The sequence below is a fragment of the Bacteroidota bacterium genome (genome assembly GCA_039111535.1).
In the GTDB taxonomy this organism is placed as follows: domain Bacteria; phylum Bacteroidota; class Rhodothermia; order Rhodothermales; family JAHQVL01; genus JBCCIM01.
Window position 1 is genome coordinate 1 of record JBCCIM010000161.1, and the last position, 14,948, is coordinate 14,948.

General features: G+C 49.5%; 17 protein-coding genes. 8 read left to right on the forward strand and 9 right to left on the reverse strand.

The window, feature by feature from the left end; translation table 11 throughout:
- The first annotated feature begins 47 nt into the window (after window positions 1-47).
- Window positions 48-272 carry a hypothetical protein gene (locus tag AAF564_20130; GenBank protein MEM8487870.1) on the forward strand — a complete coding sequence of 75 codons (225 nt, stop codon included), beginning with the start codon at window positions 48-50 and terminating at the stop codon, window positions 270-272.
- 78 nt (window positions 273-350) lie between these two features.
- On the opposite strand, the gene AAF564_20135 is transcribed toward AAF564_20130, so the two are convergent.
- From AAF564_20135 to pruA, 4 genes are all read right to left on the reverse strand, one after another.
- On the reverse strand, window positions 351-1,439 hold the full coding sequence (locus AAF564_20135; protein ID MEM8487871.1) for a hypothetical protein: 1,089 nt from the start codon (window positions 1,437-1,439) through the stop codon (window positions 351-353).
- 421 nt (window positions 1,440-1,860) lie between these two features.
- Window positions 1,861-2,370 (reverse strand): hypothetical protein, encoded by a 510-nt coding sequence (locus AAF564_20140; GenBank protein MEM8487872.1) that lies wholly within the window; start codon window positions 2,368-2,370, stop codon window positions 1,861-1,863.
- A 7-nt stretch (window positions 2,371-2,377) separates the two neighbouring features.
- Window positions 2,378-3,235, reverse strand: coding sequence for a transglutaminase-like domain-containing protein (locus AAF564_20145; GenBank protein ID MEM8487873.1), 858 nt, complete (start codon window positions 3,233-3,235; stop codon window positions 2,378-2,380).
- Window positions 3,236-3,394: 159 nt separating this feature from the next.
- Window positions 3,395-5,026 carry an L-glutamate gamma-semialdehyde dehydrogenase gene (gene pruA, locus AAF564_20150; GenBank protein MEM8487874.1) on the reverse strand — a complete coding sequence of 544 codons (1,632 nt, stop codon included), beginning with the start codon at window positions 5,024-5,026 and terminating at the stop codon, window positions 3,395-3,397.
- Between the two features lie 153 nt (window positions 5,027-5,179).
- On the opposite strand from pruA, the gene AAF564_20155 reads away from it, so the two are divergent.
- The 5 genes from AAF564_20155 (at window position 5,180) to AAF564_20175 (ending at window position 9,052) form a co-directional block, all read left to right on the forward strand.
- Window positions 5,180-6,427, forward strand: coding sequence for an ABC transporter permease (locus tag AAF564_20155; GenBank protein ID MEM8487875.1), 1,248 nt, complete (start codon window positions 5,180-5,182; stop codon window positions 6,425-6,427).
- A gap of 84 nt (window positions 6,428-6,511) precedes the next feature.
- A complete protein-coding gene (locus AAF564_20160) occupies window positions 6,512-6,979 on the forward strand; it encodes a peroxiredoxin (GenBank protein ID MEM8487876.1) in 468 nt (155 codons plus the stop codon).
- Between the two features lie 3 nt (window positions 6,980-6,982).
- Complete coding sequence (locus tag AAF564_20165) at window positions 6,983-7,249, forward strand: MoaD/ThiS family protein (GenBank protein ID MEM8487877.1); 267 nt, start codon at window positions 6,983-6,985, stop codon at window positions 7,247-7,249.
- A gap of 4 nt (window positions 7,250-7,253) precedes the next feature.
- A complete protein-coding gene (locus tag AAF564_20170) occupies window positions 7,254-7,742 on the forward strand; it encodes a molybdenum cofactor biosynthesis protein MoaE (GenBank protein ID MEM8487878.1) in 489 nt (162 codons plus the stop codon).
- A gap of 53 nt (window positions 7,743-7,795) precedes the next feature.
- Window positions 7,796-9,052, forward strand: coding sequence for an MFS transporter (locus AAF564_20175; GenBank protein ID MEM8487879.1), 1,257 nt, complete (start codon window positions 7,796-7,798; stop codon window positions 9,050-9,052).
- Between the two features lie 183 nt (window positions 9,053-9,235).
- Here AAF564_20175 and AAF564_20180 read toward each other — a convergent pair whose 3' ends face one another.
- Together AAF564_20180 and AAF564_20185 are read right to left on the reverse strand one after the other, a co-directional pair.
- On the reverse strand, window positions 9,236-9,709 hold the full coding sequence (locus tag AAF564_20180) for a hypothetical protein (GenBank protein MEM8487880.1): 474 nt from the start codon (window positions 9,707-9,709) through the stop codon (window positions 9,236-9,238).
- A gap of 126 nt (window positions 9,710-9,835) precedes the next feature.
- A complete protein-coding gene (locus AAF564_20185; protein ID MEM8487881.1) occupies window positions 9,836-10,459 on the reverse strand; it encodes a hypothetical protein in 624 nt (207 codons plus the stop codon).
- A 341-nt stretch (window positions 10,460-10,800) separates the two neighbouring features.
- Between AAF564_20185 and infA the strand changes: the two genes are divergently transcribed.
- On the forward strand, window positions 10,801-11,022 hold the full coding sequence (gene infA, locus AAF564_20190; GenBank protein ID MEM8487882.1) for a translation initiation factor IF-1: 222 nt from the start codon (window positions 10,801-10,803) through the stop codon (window positions 11,020-11,022).
- Between the two features lie 33 nt (window positions 11,023-11,055).
- On the opposite strand, the gene AAF564_20195 is transcribed toward infA, so the two are convergent.
- The 3 genes from AAF564_20195 to AAF564_20205 all read right to left on the reverse strand — a co-directional run bounded on the left by AAF564_20195 (window position 11,056) and on the right by AAF564_20205 (window position 14,507).
- Window positions 11,056-12,288, reverse strand: coding sequence for an ABC transporter permease (locus AAF564_20195; GenBank protein ID MEM8487883.1), 1,233 nt, complete (start codon window positions 12,286-12,288; stop codon window positions 11,056-11,058).
- Between the two features lie 185 nt (window positions 12,289-12,473).
- Complete coding sequence (locus AAF564_20200) at window positions 12,474-13,439, reverse strand: phosphoribosylaminoimidazolesuccinocarboxamide synthase (GenBank protein ID MEM8487884.1); 966 nt, start codon at window positions 13,437-13,439, stop codon at window positions 12,474-12,476.
- A gap of 36 nt (window positions 13,440-13,475) precedes the next feature.
- Window positions 13,476-14,507 (reverse strand): LacI family DNA-binding transcriptional regulator, encoded by a 1,032-nt coding sequence (locus AAF564_20205; protein ID MEM8487885.1) that lies wholly within the window; start codon window positions 14,505-14,507, stop codon window positions 13,476-13,478.
- A 314-nt stretch (window positions 14,508-14,821) separates the two neighbouring features.
- Between AAF564_20205 and ugpC the strand changes: the two genes are divergently transcribed.
- Window positions 14,822-14,948, forward strand: a 127-nt coding sequence (gene ugpC, locus AAF564_20210; protein ID MEM8487886.1) for a sn-glycerol-3-phosphate ABC transporter ATP-binding protein UgpC, incomplete at its 3' end; no start/stop codon positions are given.

The window sequence follows — 14,948 nt, forward strand, 5'->3', positions numbered from 1 at the left end:
GTTATAACCGTAAAGGTTACTGTACTACTCATAACTGTGTAAGGCACATGGGACTTTTCGACGTTTTCCTGGGATCTGAAAAAGATGCTCCCTTGACGCGTACCCGCATCCTGCAACTGGTTTCGCTTGCGAGTGAAGATGTTGTGGACCATGCGCGTGCAGGAGGAGAAATAGAGACCATGCAAGCCATCAGGCAGTACCGTACTGAAACGGGGGCCTCACTTAAAGAGGCACTTGCTGTGGTCAAGGTCTTGTCTAATCAGCCCAATTGATAAGATAGCTTTCTGCATTAAAAAAGGGACCACTGCAAAACAGATGGTCCCTTTTTTAATGCGTATATATGAAATCGGTTATTCGTCTTCCGTACGCTTTGTTTTGTCGATTAACTCGCGCAGGGTTTTGAGGTCGTCTTCAAGGATGCCATCCCAGGAGAGGTCTTCCTCGCCGTTTGCTGCCGGTGCAGGACTGCCGTTGTTGACCTCGTGGAACTCGGCTTGTGAAAAAACTTCAACGGCTGGTGTAGGAGCAGCCACAGGGGCAGGTTCAGCCGGCTGTGCCGGCTGCGTTTGACCATTTGTTGGAATGGCCGAAACTTGCATAGGCTCGGGCGCCATCAGGCTGCGCTCATCGAACGTTGTACGCTCCCTGATTTCTTTGATCATAGAGCCGCTGGACAAGAACTTGGTAACGCCATTCACGATAGCATTGCGGGTTAACTCTCCATCATCTGCAGAAAGTGAACCGTTCATTTCCAGTTCTGTCACATTGTCTAGCACCGGTAGCGAATGGGTGAGCAATGAGATCCGTTCCTGGAGTTTTCTGTTGCGGTAGAAAATCACGCGCTCCCAAATAGAGAGAATCAATTCTTTTACAGCGCCTACAACGGCTGTTGACCCCACAAAGTCAAACAATTTGTCACTGCCGGAGTCACACGAAATCACTTCCACATCATCAAAGGCAACGCCCTGCATACGGGCACAAGCTTCGTAGAGTAATTCGATGCTCTCAAGCGACTCGCTGATCCGTCTTGGAGAGGAGAGCGGTTTGTTTTCTTCCTCAAACAAAATCAGTGAAAGCACTTCTTTGTTCTCGTAGTGATCTTTGTTTACCTGATTTTTGCTCAGCAGATTTGAAATCGAAGCAAGTGTTTCTACAATGCCTTTGACATTGCTAAGTGGATTGTCTCCCTCAATGCCTCCTTGTTTAGACATTTCGATCCACGGATCAGGATCGCGTAGTAACGAGAAGCCAAGTTCTTTTTCCAGGAAGAGGGCGCCTTCGCTGAATTGCTCCGCAAGGATGTTGTATTCTTTAAAGGCTTTCAGATAATCCTGCAACGTTAAGCGGTCGCGGGTAGTGCCAATCAGGTTAGAGATGCCTGCAGAATCAATGGCATTATTGATTTGTTCAGCAGCGTCTATGATTTGTTGTCTAGTCATCGTTGGAGGCCAACTAAATTGTATAAATTGTGATTGATCATTAACAGCACGGCATTATGTGTTGGCAAACACGGGCTGAAAGCTGTGGATGAAAGGCTGTATCGGGACGCACCTTAATGAGCACTGGGCGTATTTAGAAACAGCGACCAGCTGCAGAAAAAATGAAACGTGATTGCAGCAATCCAACTCATGCATGAGTCTTCGCGCATGGGGTATATCCCGGAAAGCAAATGCTATCTTTATAGATACTTAATCTCCATTTTACTAAAAAAGAGGTGCCGTAAAGCGGATGTGTCGTCCGTGCGCCTGTAATCTTTTGACGCATTATTACTAGCATAAAAAGAACTACAACCGTGCCCGAGAGAGAAGGGCGATTGGCTTGCTTTAATACGGCAATCTGCCGGCTCTTATGCAGTGTCGCTTAATCCCTGCGCAGTTGCACAACGTGCTCGTAGTGCTGCCTGGCTTGTTGTAAGTGCGTAGTCAATGACTGGAATTCCTCCCAATCGGGCTGTTTGAACTCGAAAGCTGTGTGCCCATACGTGACTGCAGTCACCAGCGGTTCGTTTTTAGGACGAGAGACTTCAACATCAATGACATAATGCCATTTGTTAGACCTTTTTGGGAAAGAGGCTTCCAAAAAGGACTTTATTAGCACGCGTTCATTACGAAAAGAAACGATTGCCGGCGTTCTTGCCATCTGGAGCAGGGTCCACGCAGCTGCACAACATACAGCAATAGCGGTGCCGGTTTTAAGAAAGTCGGAAATGAGTTGCTCCTGCAACGCCATAAAAAGGGTCGTAACCATTACAGGCATCAGACACGTTGCAAGCGGGCGGGCAAACCAGCCCGTAAAGGCACGATGAAAGGACGGCGTATCGAGGTGCCGGAGGTGTTTGAATGTTGTTTGCGTTTCAGAAACAGTATTCAAGGAGTGATCAGGTGATATTGGTGTTGGTCCGCCAAGGCTCCATCAATATACCCAGTTCCTGAATAAAGCGTGACTGCTTTTCGTTCTGAGAAACGGCAAGCAGGTTGCAAATCATTCTGAGCAAGATGGTCTGTCCGTTGGCAGACTGAAAATACTTTGCCTGGGGCTTGATACCAGCCTTCAACAGGAATTGTATACATTGCTCTTTCATGATGGGGTTCCCGCCATTAAAAATATCGAAGAACACTTCATGCCGGCTGTCTTTGTATTTCGCCAGGAAATGCGCCGGCATATTAACTCCGAATATGGGCAGGCCAAGTCGCTGGCCCAGTAAGATAAACACCGCGCAGAGCGTGACGGGAATGCCGCGCCGGGAATCAATCACACAGTTGATATAGCTGTTGTTCGGATCTGAGTAATACTCATTGTTGCCCCTGAAGCCGAGGTCATTGCAAACGTATGTGCTCAATACGAAAGCTTTGCCAACGCCCGTTGCTGCTTCAACTTTCGGGCGTATGCGTTCTGCCATCGCATCCAGTTTTGCCTGATAGGCCCGAATACTAAGTTTTGGGAATCTGTGCAGGGCCAGCAGGAAGGCGCCGTGCTCTAGTTCGGCATTGGGCATCCGCATAATGCTTTTCCAATGCTGCTCGATCTCGGAGAAGTGCAGGTCTTGCATGACCTGGCCGAGGCGCAGGCGCATCTCGTTATCTGCTTCGTTCTGCGCTTCCTGCAAAAAAGGAAGCGCCCGCCGGCCAAGTTCTTTTAGCCTGCCCTGGACCATGGTCTGGACCGTGCGGTCTGGATCATCCAGCAGTGAGACTAATGCCTTTAGTTCATTATGCGTTTGTAACTGGTGTGCCATATTTCCCGGACAGAGAAAAGGGTTTGGGTAGGAGCAACAGGCGGTGGGGCGATGGCTGGCACAAGTATACAACAGGATAAAAAGAGCCGGTGTACGCTTCTAGCACACCGGCTCACAGCTTTTCGCTCAAGCATCCCATAGCGAAAGGTACGCCTGCAATTACTCCGACTTCAAATAGTCGTATCCGAAATGGCGCGGCGGACTGAAGTTTTCTTTTATCGTCCGCGGCGATACCCACCGAATGAGGTTCAGATAGGAGCCTGCTTTATCGTTTGTACCGGAGCCGCGTGCCCCGCCAAACGGCTGCTGCCCGACCACCGCGCCCGTTGGCTTGTCGTTAATGTAGAAGTTGCCGGCGGCGTCTACCAGGTTGTCCATGGTTTGCCGGATAACCTTGCGGTCACGCGCGAAAATGGAGCCCGTGAGCGCATACGGTGAGGTGTTGTTGACCAGATTGACAGTTTCATCAAACTTTGCGTCATCATAGACATACAGGGTAACCACCGGACCAAACAACTCCTCACACATCGTTGCATACATGGGATCTTCAGTACGCAGCAGGGTGGGGTTGATGAAGTAACCCGTTGAATCGTCATAGCTTGCGCCATATTCTACGGTAACGCTGCTATCAGCTTTCGCCCGGTCAATGTATCCGGATAGCTTGTCAAATGATTTCCGGTCGATGACAGCGTTCATATAGTTAGAGAAGTCTTCAACGGACCCCACCTTGATTTCGGCCATCTGTGCAACCGTGTAAGCCTGGATGCGCGGCCAAAGCGACTTGGGTACATATACCCTGGAGGCAGCAGAGCATTTCTGTCCCTGATACTCATAGCCACCCCTAACAATAGCTGTTGCAACTTCATCTGCATTGGCGCTTGGGTGTGCAAGGATAAAGTCTTTACCGCCGGTTTCACCAACAATCCGGGGATAGGCGCGGTAGGTGTTGATCTGGCTGCCAATGGTTTGCCACATGCTGTTGAATGTGCGCGTAGAGCCTGTAAAGTGCAGGCCGGCAAATTCTGGAGAAGCCATTGCCGGATCGCCGATGTCGGGGCCAAAGCCGGGCAGCATGTTGATTACGCCGGCAGGCAAGCCGGCTGCTTCAAAGAGTTTGTAGACGTAGTAAGCAGAATAGATCGCTGTGGTTGAGGGCTTCCAGATTACGGTGTTGCCCATCATTGCCGGGGCAGCGCAGAGGTTGCCCTGGATGGCTGTAAAGTTGAAAGGCGTAACAGCCAGTACGAAGCCTTCCAACGGGCGATACTGGAGCTGATTCCAGATCCCGGACGGGGAGTAGGGTTGGTCTGCATAGATTTGCGCCATATAGTAAGCATTGAACCGCAGGAAGTCGATAAGCTCACAAGCTGAATCGATTTCTGCCTGGTGTGGGTTCTTGCTCTGGCCCAGCATGGTTGCCGCATTGATGGTCTCACGCCATGGGCCGGCGAGCAGGGTGGCTGCACGCAGGAAGATGGCTGCACGGTCTGTCCAGGGCATGTCCATCCACTCGCGACGGGCGTCGCGGCACGCTGTGATTGCTTTTTCTACTTCAACAGCACCGCAATTGTGCACCTTGCCAAGCACAAACTGGTGTTCATGGGGCGGCGATACCGTTTCTGTGTTGCCTGTGAATACAGCCTGCCCGCCAATAAAAGCGGGGATTTCAAGTTGGGTCTGTTTGAGCTCGGCCAATTTTGCTTGCAGGCGGGCGCGCTCCGGCGTGCCAGGGGCGTAGCTCAGGACCGGTTCGTTAACCGGCTTGGGAATGACGAGGGAAGTATTGTTCATTTCTATGTCTGTTATTGCAATGCGGGTTGTCTTAAGCGACTGAAAATCGCCTTGTTCGAAGAATTTACTGCTTTTTTAGTAGCCTGCCACACTACTGATTCGGATCTAAACCGGGCTCAGATGGTTGAGTCCATACCCAAATGATGCTCGTTTATGATCTCCTATTTTGAACGTTTTGTTGCCTTGCGTTACCTGTGGCGTGCGCAGGGCAGGAAAGAAGGCAAGCGCTTTGTTCGCTTCATCACGTTTATGGCCATTGGTGGCGTAGCCATAGGTGTTACGGCCTTGCTGCTGGCGCTTGCTATTGTTCGAGGCTTTAGCAACGAGATCAAAGGGAAGATCATCAGCTTTGGTGCCCACATCCAACTCGAAAGTTTTGAAGATGCTCCCCTCCAACCGGTCAGTGGTTTTATAGCTGATTTAGACAGCTTTGCAAATGTTATAGACGTCAACGCTGTTGTAGAAGAATTTGCACTTTTGCGCAGTACTTCAGAAGAAATTGATGGCGTTTCATTTCGCGGCGTAAATCGCCCTCCGCCGGCATTGGCAGACAAGCTCATTGGTGGCGCCTTTTCCTTTGACGAGAATGAAAACAGCAACCCAGGTGTTGTCATTGGGAGCCAGTTGGCCCGGTTACTCAGCCTTGAGGTGGGGGATGAGGTTGCTGCCTATTCCATGCGACAAAGTGGCGGGACAACTTCGTTTTTTGGTGTGCGCCCGAAGGTGAAAGAGTTTTACATCGCCGGCATCTACGAGACCTCGTTTGCCAATTTTGACGAGCTGTTCGTGTATACAGACATTGCCGTCGCCAGGGCGCTTTTTGGCTACAACACTGAACAGGCTTCCCGGCTAGATCTGCTGCTCACAGACGCAGATGATGCCGCAAGCACGGCACGCGAAATTGAAGATGCCATGGGCTACCCGATCTATGCCCGAACGGTATTTCAGGTATTCCGACAATACTTTGCCTGGGTTAATCTGCAGGAGAGCATCATTCCGCTCATTATTGGCTCAATCACCCTCGTTGGAGCTTTTAATATTATTGGAACCCTGCTGATGATTCTCCTGGAAAAAACCCACGAGGTAGGCGTTTTGTCGAGTATGGGTGCTTCGCCAAAAATGCTCCGCCGGCTATTTTTGCTGCTGGGTCTTCTCATTGGTGCCGTCGGGATGATTGCCGGACAGGTGCTTGCCCTTGTGCTTGCTGTGCTGCAGAAGAAATACGCAATCATACCGCTACCTGAAGAGGCTTATTACATGAAAGTGGCCCCGATCGAGTTGCACGCGCTCGACTTTGTCATTGTAGGGGCCATTGCGCTTGCACTGTGCCTGCTTGCCGCCTATATTCCGGCGCGCGCTGCATCCAGGATTGAACCAATTCGCGCCATTCGATTTAGATAAGTATCTCGGTTTATGCCGCTGGTCGTGTGTGCGGATCAGGCTGTAACCATTTCATTCCATGTTAACACTAAAAGTAGAAAATCCATGTCAGTTCAAGTAGGACAAGCGGCTCCAAGCGTCGAGCTGTATTCTGAAGAAAAAGAACTTTTTAAACTTTCGGACTACCAGGGAAAAAATGTAGTACTGCTGTTTTTCCCCGGTGCTTTTACCAGTGTTTGTACAACCGAGTTGAATACCGTAAGCAACGATCTGGCTGATTACGGCGCAGATACACAGGTTGTTGGTATCTCTACGGATTCACCTTTTGCCCTTGGTGAATTCAAGAAAGCAAACGGATTTGCTTTCCCATTGTTAAGTGACCACGATGCAGATGTTAGCGCTGCTTATGGTGCCAAATTTAACAGAGACTTTACGCCCATGAAGTTCGACCGGATTTCAAAACGCGCGGCGTTTGTTGTTGGCAAAGATGGCAATGTCGTTTATGCAGAAGTACTGGATAATCCTGGCGAAATGCCTAATCTGGATGCCGTAAAAGCAGCAGCCAGCAATTAGGTAATGCCGGCTGTAAACGAACATATCGCTGTTCAGGTGCTGCTTTTTAGTATGCTGCGCGAAAAGCTCGGGCGTACCTCCCTGGAGGTGTCGCTCGAGCCTGGCGCAACAGGCAAAGACCTGCTGGATCAGCTCTGCGAGCAGTACACAGAGATTTGTGCGTATCAACAAGTGGTCCGGCTCGCTGTAAATGCGAGTTATGTAAAAGATGATGTTGTGCTTGAAGCTGGCGATGAAGTGGCATTGATCACACCGGTTAGTGGAGGGTGATTGGTTGGATTCTTCCCCGCTGCCTACACACGCGAAGAAAGACGACCGGACCTGGGTAGCTTTAACTCACGAAAGGCTCGACCTTGCAGCTGTTTCCAATTTTCTCTACCATCCCAGGGCTGGTGGCGTAGACATATTTTCCGGCACCACGCGCCAATGGACAGGCAGTGGTGAAACGGCAAAAGAGACGGTTGAGTTGAGTTACGAGTGTTATGAAATGATGGCGATTCAGGAAATGCAGGCACTGCTTGATGAAGCAATCGGAAAGTGGCCCGTTGTCAGAGGGTGCCTCTTACATCGGCTGGGTATTGTGCCTGTCGCAGAAGCAAGTGTGGTTATTGGCATTGCCACCCCACATAGGGGTGATGCGTTTGAAGCGTGTAGGTTCTTGATAGATCAGCTAAAAATACAAGTGCCCATCTGGAAGAAAGAACACTATTCGGATGGAAAAAAAGAATGGGTAATGGGCAAGGGAAAGCCTGAGGTGAAATAACTGCGCTGGAATCGTTTCCAGCGCTTTTTTTATTTATAAAGCAAATTGTGTGCATGACAAACTGGCTCATCAAGAAGTCGCCGGTATACTATGGCTGGGTCATCGCCTTTGTCGCAACCCTGGGGATGATCATGACCTCGCCAGGCCAGACCTATATTGTCTCGATTTTTATCGAGTACTTTATCGCTGAGTTAGAGATTAGCCGAAGTGTGATCAGTTCGATGTACACCGGTGCTACACTGGGAGGCAGCTTTGCGCTACCGTTTGTGGGGAGGCTAATTGATCGCCACGGTGCGCGACGCGTGGTGCTTGTCGTCAGCGTTTTGTTTGGTAGCGCATGTCTCTACCTCGGCTGGGTACAAAACGCAGTGATGTTGGGGATGGGTTTTCTTGCCATCCGGCTCCTGGGGCAGGGGAGCCTTGGGCTGGTTAGCATGAATGTGATTAACCAGTGGTGGATCAGCCGGCGCGGTATGCTGATGGGTATTTCAGGGGTCTGTGTCTCGCTGCTGGGTCTTGGTCTCTTTCCAGTTGCTGTGAATTACATCATACAAGACATCGGCTGGCGGAGCACCTACATCCTTTTAGGCTTGATACTGATTTTAGGGATGGCGCCGCTAGGCTATTTCTTTTTTAGAGATCGGCCAGAACAAGTTGGATTGCTGCCCGATGGCCGGAAGACGCTGCCTGTGGCAGAAGAAGGTGAGCCGGAAGTTGTTCTGGAAGACAACTGGACGCCGGCTGAAGCTTTTCGCACACCTGCCTTCTGGGTCGTTGCTGGTAGTGCAGGGACCATTTCGATGTTGAGCACCGGGCTTGTTTTTCATCTGGTAAGCATCTTCGGCGACCAGGGCCTCGATGCCAACACAGCAGCTTCAGTATTTGTACCACTTTCAATCACGATGGCTATCGTCAATTTCGCCGGTGGCATACTGGCAGATCGTGTCCCGGTCAGATTGTTGTTGATCACAGCGCTGCTCGCCATGGCTTCCTCACTTTTTCTGGCCATTCAATTAGGCAGTATTGCGATGGTCATTGCATTTGGCGTTGTGCTTGGGGCAACCAGTGGATTTTATCGGGTGATTATGAGTGTGCTTTGGGCCAACTATTTTGGGCGGCTGCACCTTGGTAGTATCATGGGGACCGCACAAACAATCGCCATTGCTGGCTCAGCCCTTGGGCCTATGCCAATTGGTATCGCCCGGGACCTGCTTGGTAATTACGAAGCAGTACTGCTCTGGAGCATGCTTGTGCCGGCGTTCTTCATTGTAGCAAACTTGCTTACAGGTCGCCCTCAGCGGAAAGTGTAATAGATTTTGATTGGGGTCGGACTGGCCTTATTTATCCAATCTTTTGTAAAGTCATTCCCAACTTGATTGGAAATCCACAGCTTATTGACTTAAGGATGTGCAAGCATTAGACAAAAAAAGTATCCCGAACTCAGAAAATGGCGCCGTTCGGGATACGCCAAATAGAATTGAGACTTTAACCTCTTATTTCTTCTCGCGTAGTTCAATTTTCGGCGAACCGTCATCCCATTTCCAGTCGATGTCTATCTGTTCCTCGTTTGCTCCTGCCCATTGCCAGCGGTTGCCGTGCGGCGTAAAGAAGACAGATCCAGAAATGTCATGGTTGGAGTGATCAAAAATTGCAAAGGCCAAATTGCCAGGCTGTCCCTTAATTGTCGAAGAGCCGCTGTGATTGACCGCCTTCAAGTCAGCCGAGATGTTGAATACTGCATTGATGCTCTGTTCAGCTTCACTTGAAAAGGAATTCGTATTCAAAATGTCAATGTTTTGCTGGACCCATTCGTGACTTGATGGATCCCATATCCAGACGTAGATATCGAATGATTTTGTCACCTTGTGCTCATCTTGAACAGTAAATGCATGGGTTTGAAGCGACACGTCAAGCGGCTTTAGTTTAGCTGATTTGAGTTCGCGTTCGAGTTCTTTTGTTGGTTGCATGATGGTAATCAGTTATGATTGAGAAATCTTGATTACAGGAAATGACCATCCTGTATATTTAAATAACAGGAAGAGGTGTTAAATCGGTCCATTTGCATAGATGAGTGTCTGATCAATCAGGCACAATCATTTTTCATTTTGCTTCTTCTTGGCCGTGCTTGTTTTTTGCTGAAGTGGTGTTTGTGTAGGCGGGTCTTGTGGCTTTGCACCGGGTCCAGCTTGCCAAAAGGCAATATTGCCTTTGCTGTCCAGTACAGAAAGGCCTTCGCCGCCTTTGAGTGCGCTCACCAGATAATGGAACGCATCGTTTGAGGAAAAAGCAGAACTGAGGTACCAGATTGTTTTACTGAGTGGCGCCCAGATGCCGAGATGCATCAAGCGTTCAAAAAAAGCCTGGCGGTTTTGGCCGGCATCCTGGAGACTGAACGATATAAACAAATTGTTTTGATAGTCCCAGTAGGTGTTGATCAGGTCCGCCATTGGTTGCTGCAGGTGCCACTTTGCGCTGCCGTTGGCCGGGTCAAGTAACATCAACGCAGCACTGCTGTCTATGCGCCGGTCAACCATGCTGGCATTGATTTGCTTGAATGCTTCATCTGAAGCAAATCGTGAATTAATTTTCCAGAAAGAAGCACCAATTTTCTGTGTTTTCCCGAGTTCACCGATCACAGCTGATACAACGGAAAATCCTGGCTCAGACTCTTGAATGCCGAGCGCAAGGTACAGGCAATGCGATGCTTTTTTCTTCATAAAGGTAGACGGGGTTAGAGGTGATGGTACTATACCATTAAACTAAAAAACTGCATCAATTTTTGCGTCAATCCTGTGAAAGAAATGGAACGATTTGATGAAGCATTTGAGGGGATATATGTGCGCGCCCAAGTTGGCCCCTTGCGCAGCACCAACGTGCAAAAGAATGTCAAAATGGCAGGTTTTGAAACAAGAGGATGCCATTCTGCATAACTTTCAGGTTATATTGAACATGGGCATGATTTCTGCGTTTAGCTTATTTGTTATTTAGAAATCGGAGCCGTTGCAGAACAGCCCATTTCATCTGAGTATTTTTAACCAATGCGCAATGCGCAGTTTTTATGGCTAAACAAGAACCAATTAAGCAACAGGGTGTCGTCACTGAGGCGCTCCCAAACACACAATTCCGCGTACAACTCGACAATGGTCATGTGATCCTTGGTCTTCTGTCCGGCAAAATGCGCAAGTTTTTTATCCGCATCCTCCCTGGAGATCGCGTAGACGTTGAGATGTCGCCTTACGATCTCACAAAAGGTCGCATTGTATACCGCTACAAAGGGTAATACAATAAGCATGTAGTGTAATCAGGCGCAGGCCTACTCGTGTCGTATCGCATCGACGGGAGAGAGGTTGGCTGCGCGCCACGCCGGATAAGTCCCAAACCCGATGCCCACCACGATGGCAACCACAAAGATCACCCCCAGTGATCCTGTCGAGAACGCCATTTCAAAGGGGACCTCTGCCATATTCTTTATTATAGGAATTGCCACCAACAGGGTGGCGAGGCCGAGCAGCAAGCCGAAGACGCTCCCGACCAGGGAGATGGTTACCGATTCCGTTAGAAACTGAAAGACGATGTCTTTCTTTTGCGCGCCCGTAGCTTTTCTGATGCCTATTTCGCGGGTGCGTTCTGTGATGGCAATCAAGAGCACATTCATTACGCCAATTCCACCAACGAGTACGGATATACCGGTTATGAATCCCATGACCAGTTTAAAGACCCGTATGCCTTGTCGGACCTGCTCCACGCGCATCTGATTTGTAGCGATAGAAAAGCCGGCGCTGCCGGCGTCCACGTTGTTGTCCAGCCAGTTTGTGATTTGCGCTTTAAGGAGTGGTACCTGCGCTACGTCTTTTGCCCGCACCAGCAGGCGAGATGGCGCTTCTCCTCCAAGGGCCTTAATCCAGTAATCGATTGGCCCCAAAACAAGCGGATCGCCATCCACAGCGCCTTTCATAACCCCGATAACTTCCGCTTCTTGCTCATCGATTAATACAATACGTCCCAACATAACATCAACGCTGTCTTGTTCTCCTGCAAGTCTTGATGCCACGCTATAGGCAAGCACTACAACCGGCTCATTGGTTTCCATTTCTGTCCTGGTAAACGCGCGGCCAGCTGCAAATTCGTGCCGGTATACATCGAAGGCGCTTGACATCGTTGCTTCCATGTAAATGCCTGACCTTGCCGTATCTCCAGGAAGCATAATGCGTGCATTGATTGGGTTACTTAGCGTGAGGTCTGCTTCATTCTTTATCAATGCCGCTAATGCATCTGCATCACGTACCTGCAAATAGGCGATAGACTCGCGGTCCAGATTCACGCCATCTACCCGTTCTTTTGTCCGCGGGGATACAGAAATGCCTTCCAGGCTTGTAGTGGTTGAAATTTGATTGCGCGCGTATTTCTCCAGTCCATCACCCAGAGAAAGGATTGCAACCAATGCCGCTACGCCAACAACCAGGCCAATGGTGGAGAGAAAGGTGTGAAGTGGATTGGCGCGGAGGGTCTGGAAGGCAATGTTGGCAATGAGTAAAATGCGGCGCATCAGGGCAAATTAGATCTTAGAGATGGTGAGTGCTTTTGAGATTTTTCCTGCTACGTAATAATACGGCATTAGTTAGGGCAAGAAGGACAAAGTACATGGGGTATGGAATTACCTCTGGGGTATTCGGACGATCGAGGTGATATGCTTCCTTTGTACAGGTTGTCCGTTGCCTTGAAGGCTACCATTTACTGCTGGCTGAACGACCTGAGGACCGATTCCATGCGGCCCATCGGGTCTTTACTGGTGTCTGGGATAAAATCCGTGTCGGTTACTTGTTCGTACAATTCGATATAGCGGCTGGCAATATCAATCCGGAAGGCGTCTGGTAGGTCCGGAAGCACTTGACCTTCCTTGCCTTGAAATCCGTGGTCCATCAACCATTCGCGTACAAACTCTTTCGAAAGCTGTCGCTGTGGCTGATTTGAAGAAAGCAGCTCTGCATAGGTGTTTGCGTAGAAATAGCGGGAAGAGTCTGGGGTATGTACCTCGTCGATCAAGCAGATTTCGCCGGCGCTGTCGAGCCCAAATTCATATTTGGTGTCTACCAGGATAAGTCCGCGCTTTTGGGCCATGTTTGTGCCGCGTTCGAACAGGGCAAGGGCAATGGACTCAAGCTGGTTGAAGGTGTCTTCCGGGAGCAAGCCGCGGGCGATGATTTCTTTACGCGAGATATCTTCATCGTGGCCTTCTTCAGCTTTGGTCGCTGGCGTCAGGATTGGGGTGGGGAAAGCACTGTTCTGCAGTAGCCCATCAGGCATCGGCTTTCCACAAAGGATACGTTTACCTGCTTTGTATTCGCGCCACGCGTGGCCGGCCAGGTAACCCCGGACGACAAACTCTATCGGGAAAGGTTTGCAAAGGCGCGCTACGGTAATATTTGCATCAGGCACCTCCACTACATGATTCTGAACGAGGTCGGCGGTATGCTCAAAGAAATAAGCGGCAAGCCTGTTCAACACCTGTCCCTTAAACGGGATGGTTTGCCGTAGAACATGATCAAAGGCTGAGATTCGATCAGAAGCTACAAGGATGAGCCTGTTGGGTTGCTGGTAGGTGTCGCGTACTTTGCCGCGGTATAGATTGCCAGTAAACGTGAAATTGGTGGACGCAATGGTGTGGTCCAGTTGAGCTTCTACAAGCGTACGGTCCATTCGCTACAAATCAGATGGTTGGGGTGGAAGTACTTGTTATCCCCGTTTTAAAAGGCTGGAACGCCTGATCTGAAGCTCCGGGACAATAAGCGTGCTCTGCGGTGGCTCCTGCCTGACGCGGTTGGAGAGGCGGTTAATCATTACATCCGTCGCTTTATGGCCAATTTCCTGCAGTTTCAGATCAACAGAGGAGAGTCCAATATAACGACTGGTTTTGATATCCCCATATCCTACAACGGCAACATCTTCTGGTACTTGTCGGCCTGCATTGCGTACGGCACTCCAGGCGCCAATGGCCTGCGCATCGCTAAGGGCCAGCACAGCAGTGATATCCTCGTCCATGGCCATCAACGATTCCATGGCTTCGTAGCCGGATTCTTCGCTGATGCCGGCGTGTTTCTCGGTTGTCCCGTGCTGGATGAATTTAGGATTCACTTTTAGGCCGGCGGCTTCCATTGCTGCGTGGTAGCCACTTGCGCGTGTCTCTAAAACCTGGTCAGGGTCGAACTGAGACATGATCAGGCCAATGTTGGTGTGCCCTTGTTCAATCAAGTGGGTGGTTGCCTTCTTGGCGCCTGCGGCTTCATCCCAGTAGTAACAGTCAAACTGTTCGTAATCTTCACCCAGTAAAATGACAGGCGCACGCAGTGTTACCAGTTCTTCAACCAACTCGTCATCTACGTGGAGCACGAGGATCAAACCCTCAACAGCACCCCGGCCAAGGAAGTCTAACAACTTGGCTTTGGGATCCTCTGAACCAAGGTCGAACAGAATGAGATCAAGCTCCTCTTCGCGGATACGGCTTCGCACACCTTTCAGTACGCTATTGTGATACGGTGTTGTAAAAGAAGGCAGCGCAATGACAAGTGAGTCGGATTGCTTTTGGGCAAGGATTTTTGCGGTTCTATGTGGGCGAAACTGCAAATCGGAAATAGCGCGGAGCACCTTGTCACGTGTTGCGTCTGAAACATCGTTGGATTTGTTCAGCACGCGGGATACAGTAGAGATAGCAACACCCGCCCGGGCAGCTACATCGTAGATGGTGGTTTTGCCTTTGTTGTAGGACATAAAAGCCAGAATACGCTTTTTTTGTTGTGAGTATACTTCCTATGTGTAAGTATATACGCTCAAAATTAATAACGGATCTAATTATGATAAATACAAATTATTAAGGAGTTATGTCGAACCAGCATAATTAATTAATTGGTAGTAATAACTTGCTATCACAACATTTAACCCGAGGTTATGGTCGGTTGAACGTTCAAGCACCTCCTTTGATCGATATGCTTGCCTTGCCAGCCAAAAAAGCTGCGTTTATGTTTCTCTGGTCTTATCTTGTGCGCATTCCTTGGTAACGAAGACATTCAAAAGAACAGGTAAAGATGGCAAGTGTCAGGCTTGATAACGTGCGTAAGGTTTATGACCCTGATGTTGTTGCAGTACAGGGTGCTTCTTTTGAAATTGAAGATGGTGAATTTGTAGTTTTGGTTGGGCCTTCCGGGTGTGGGA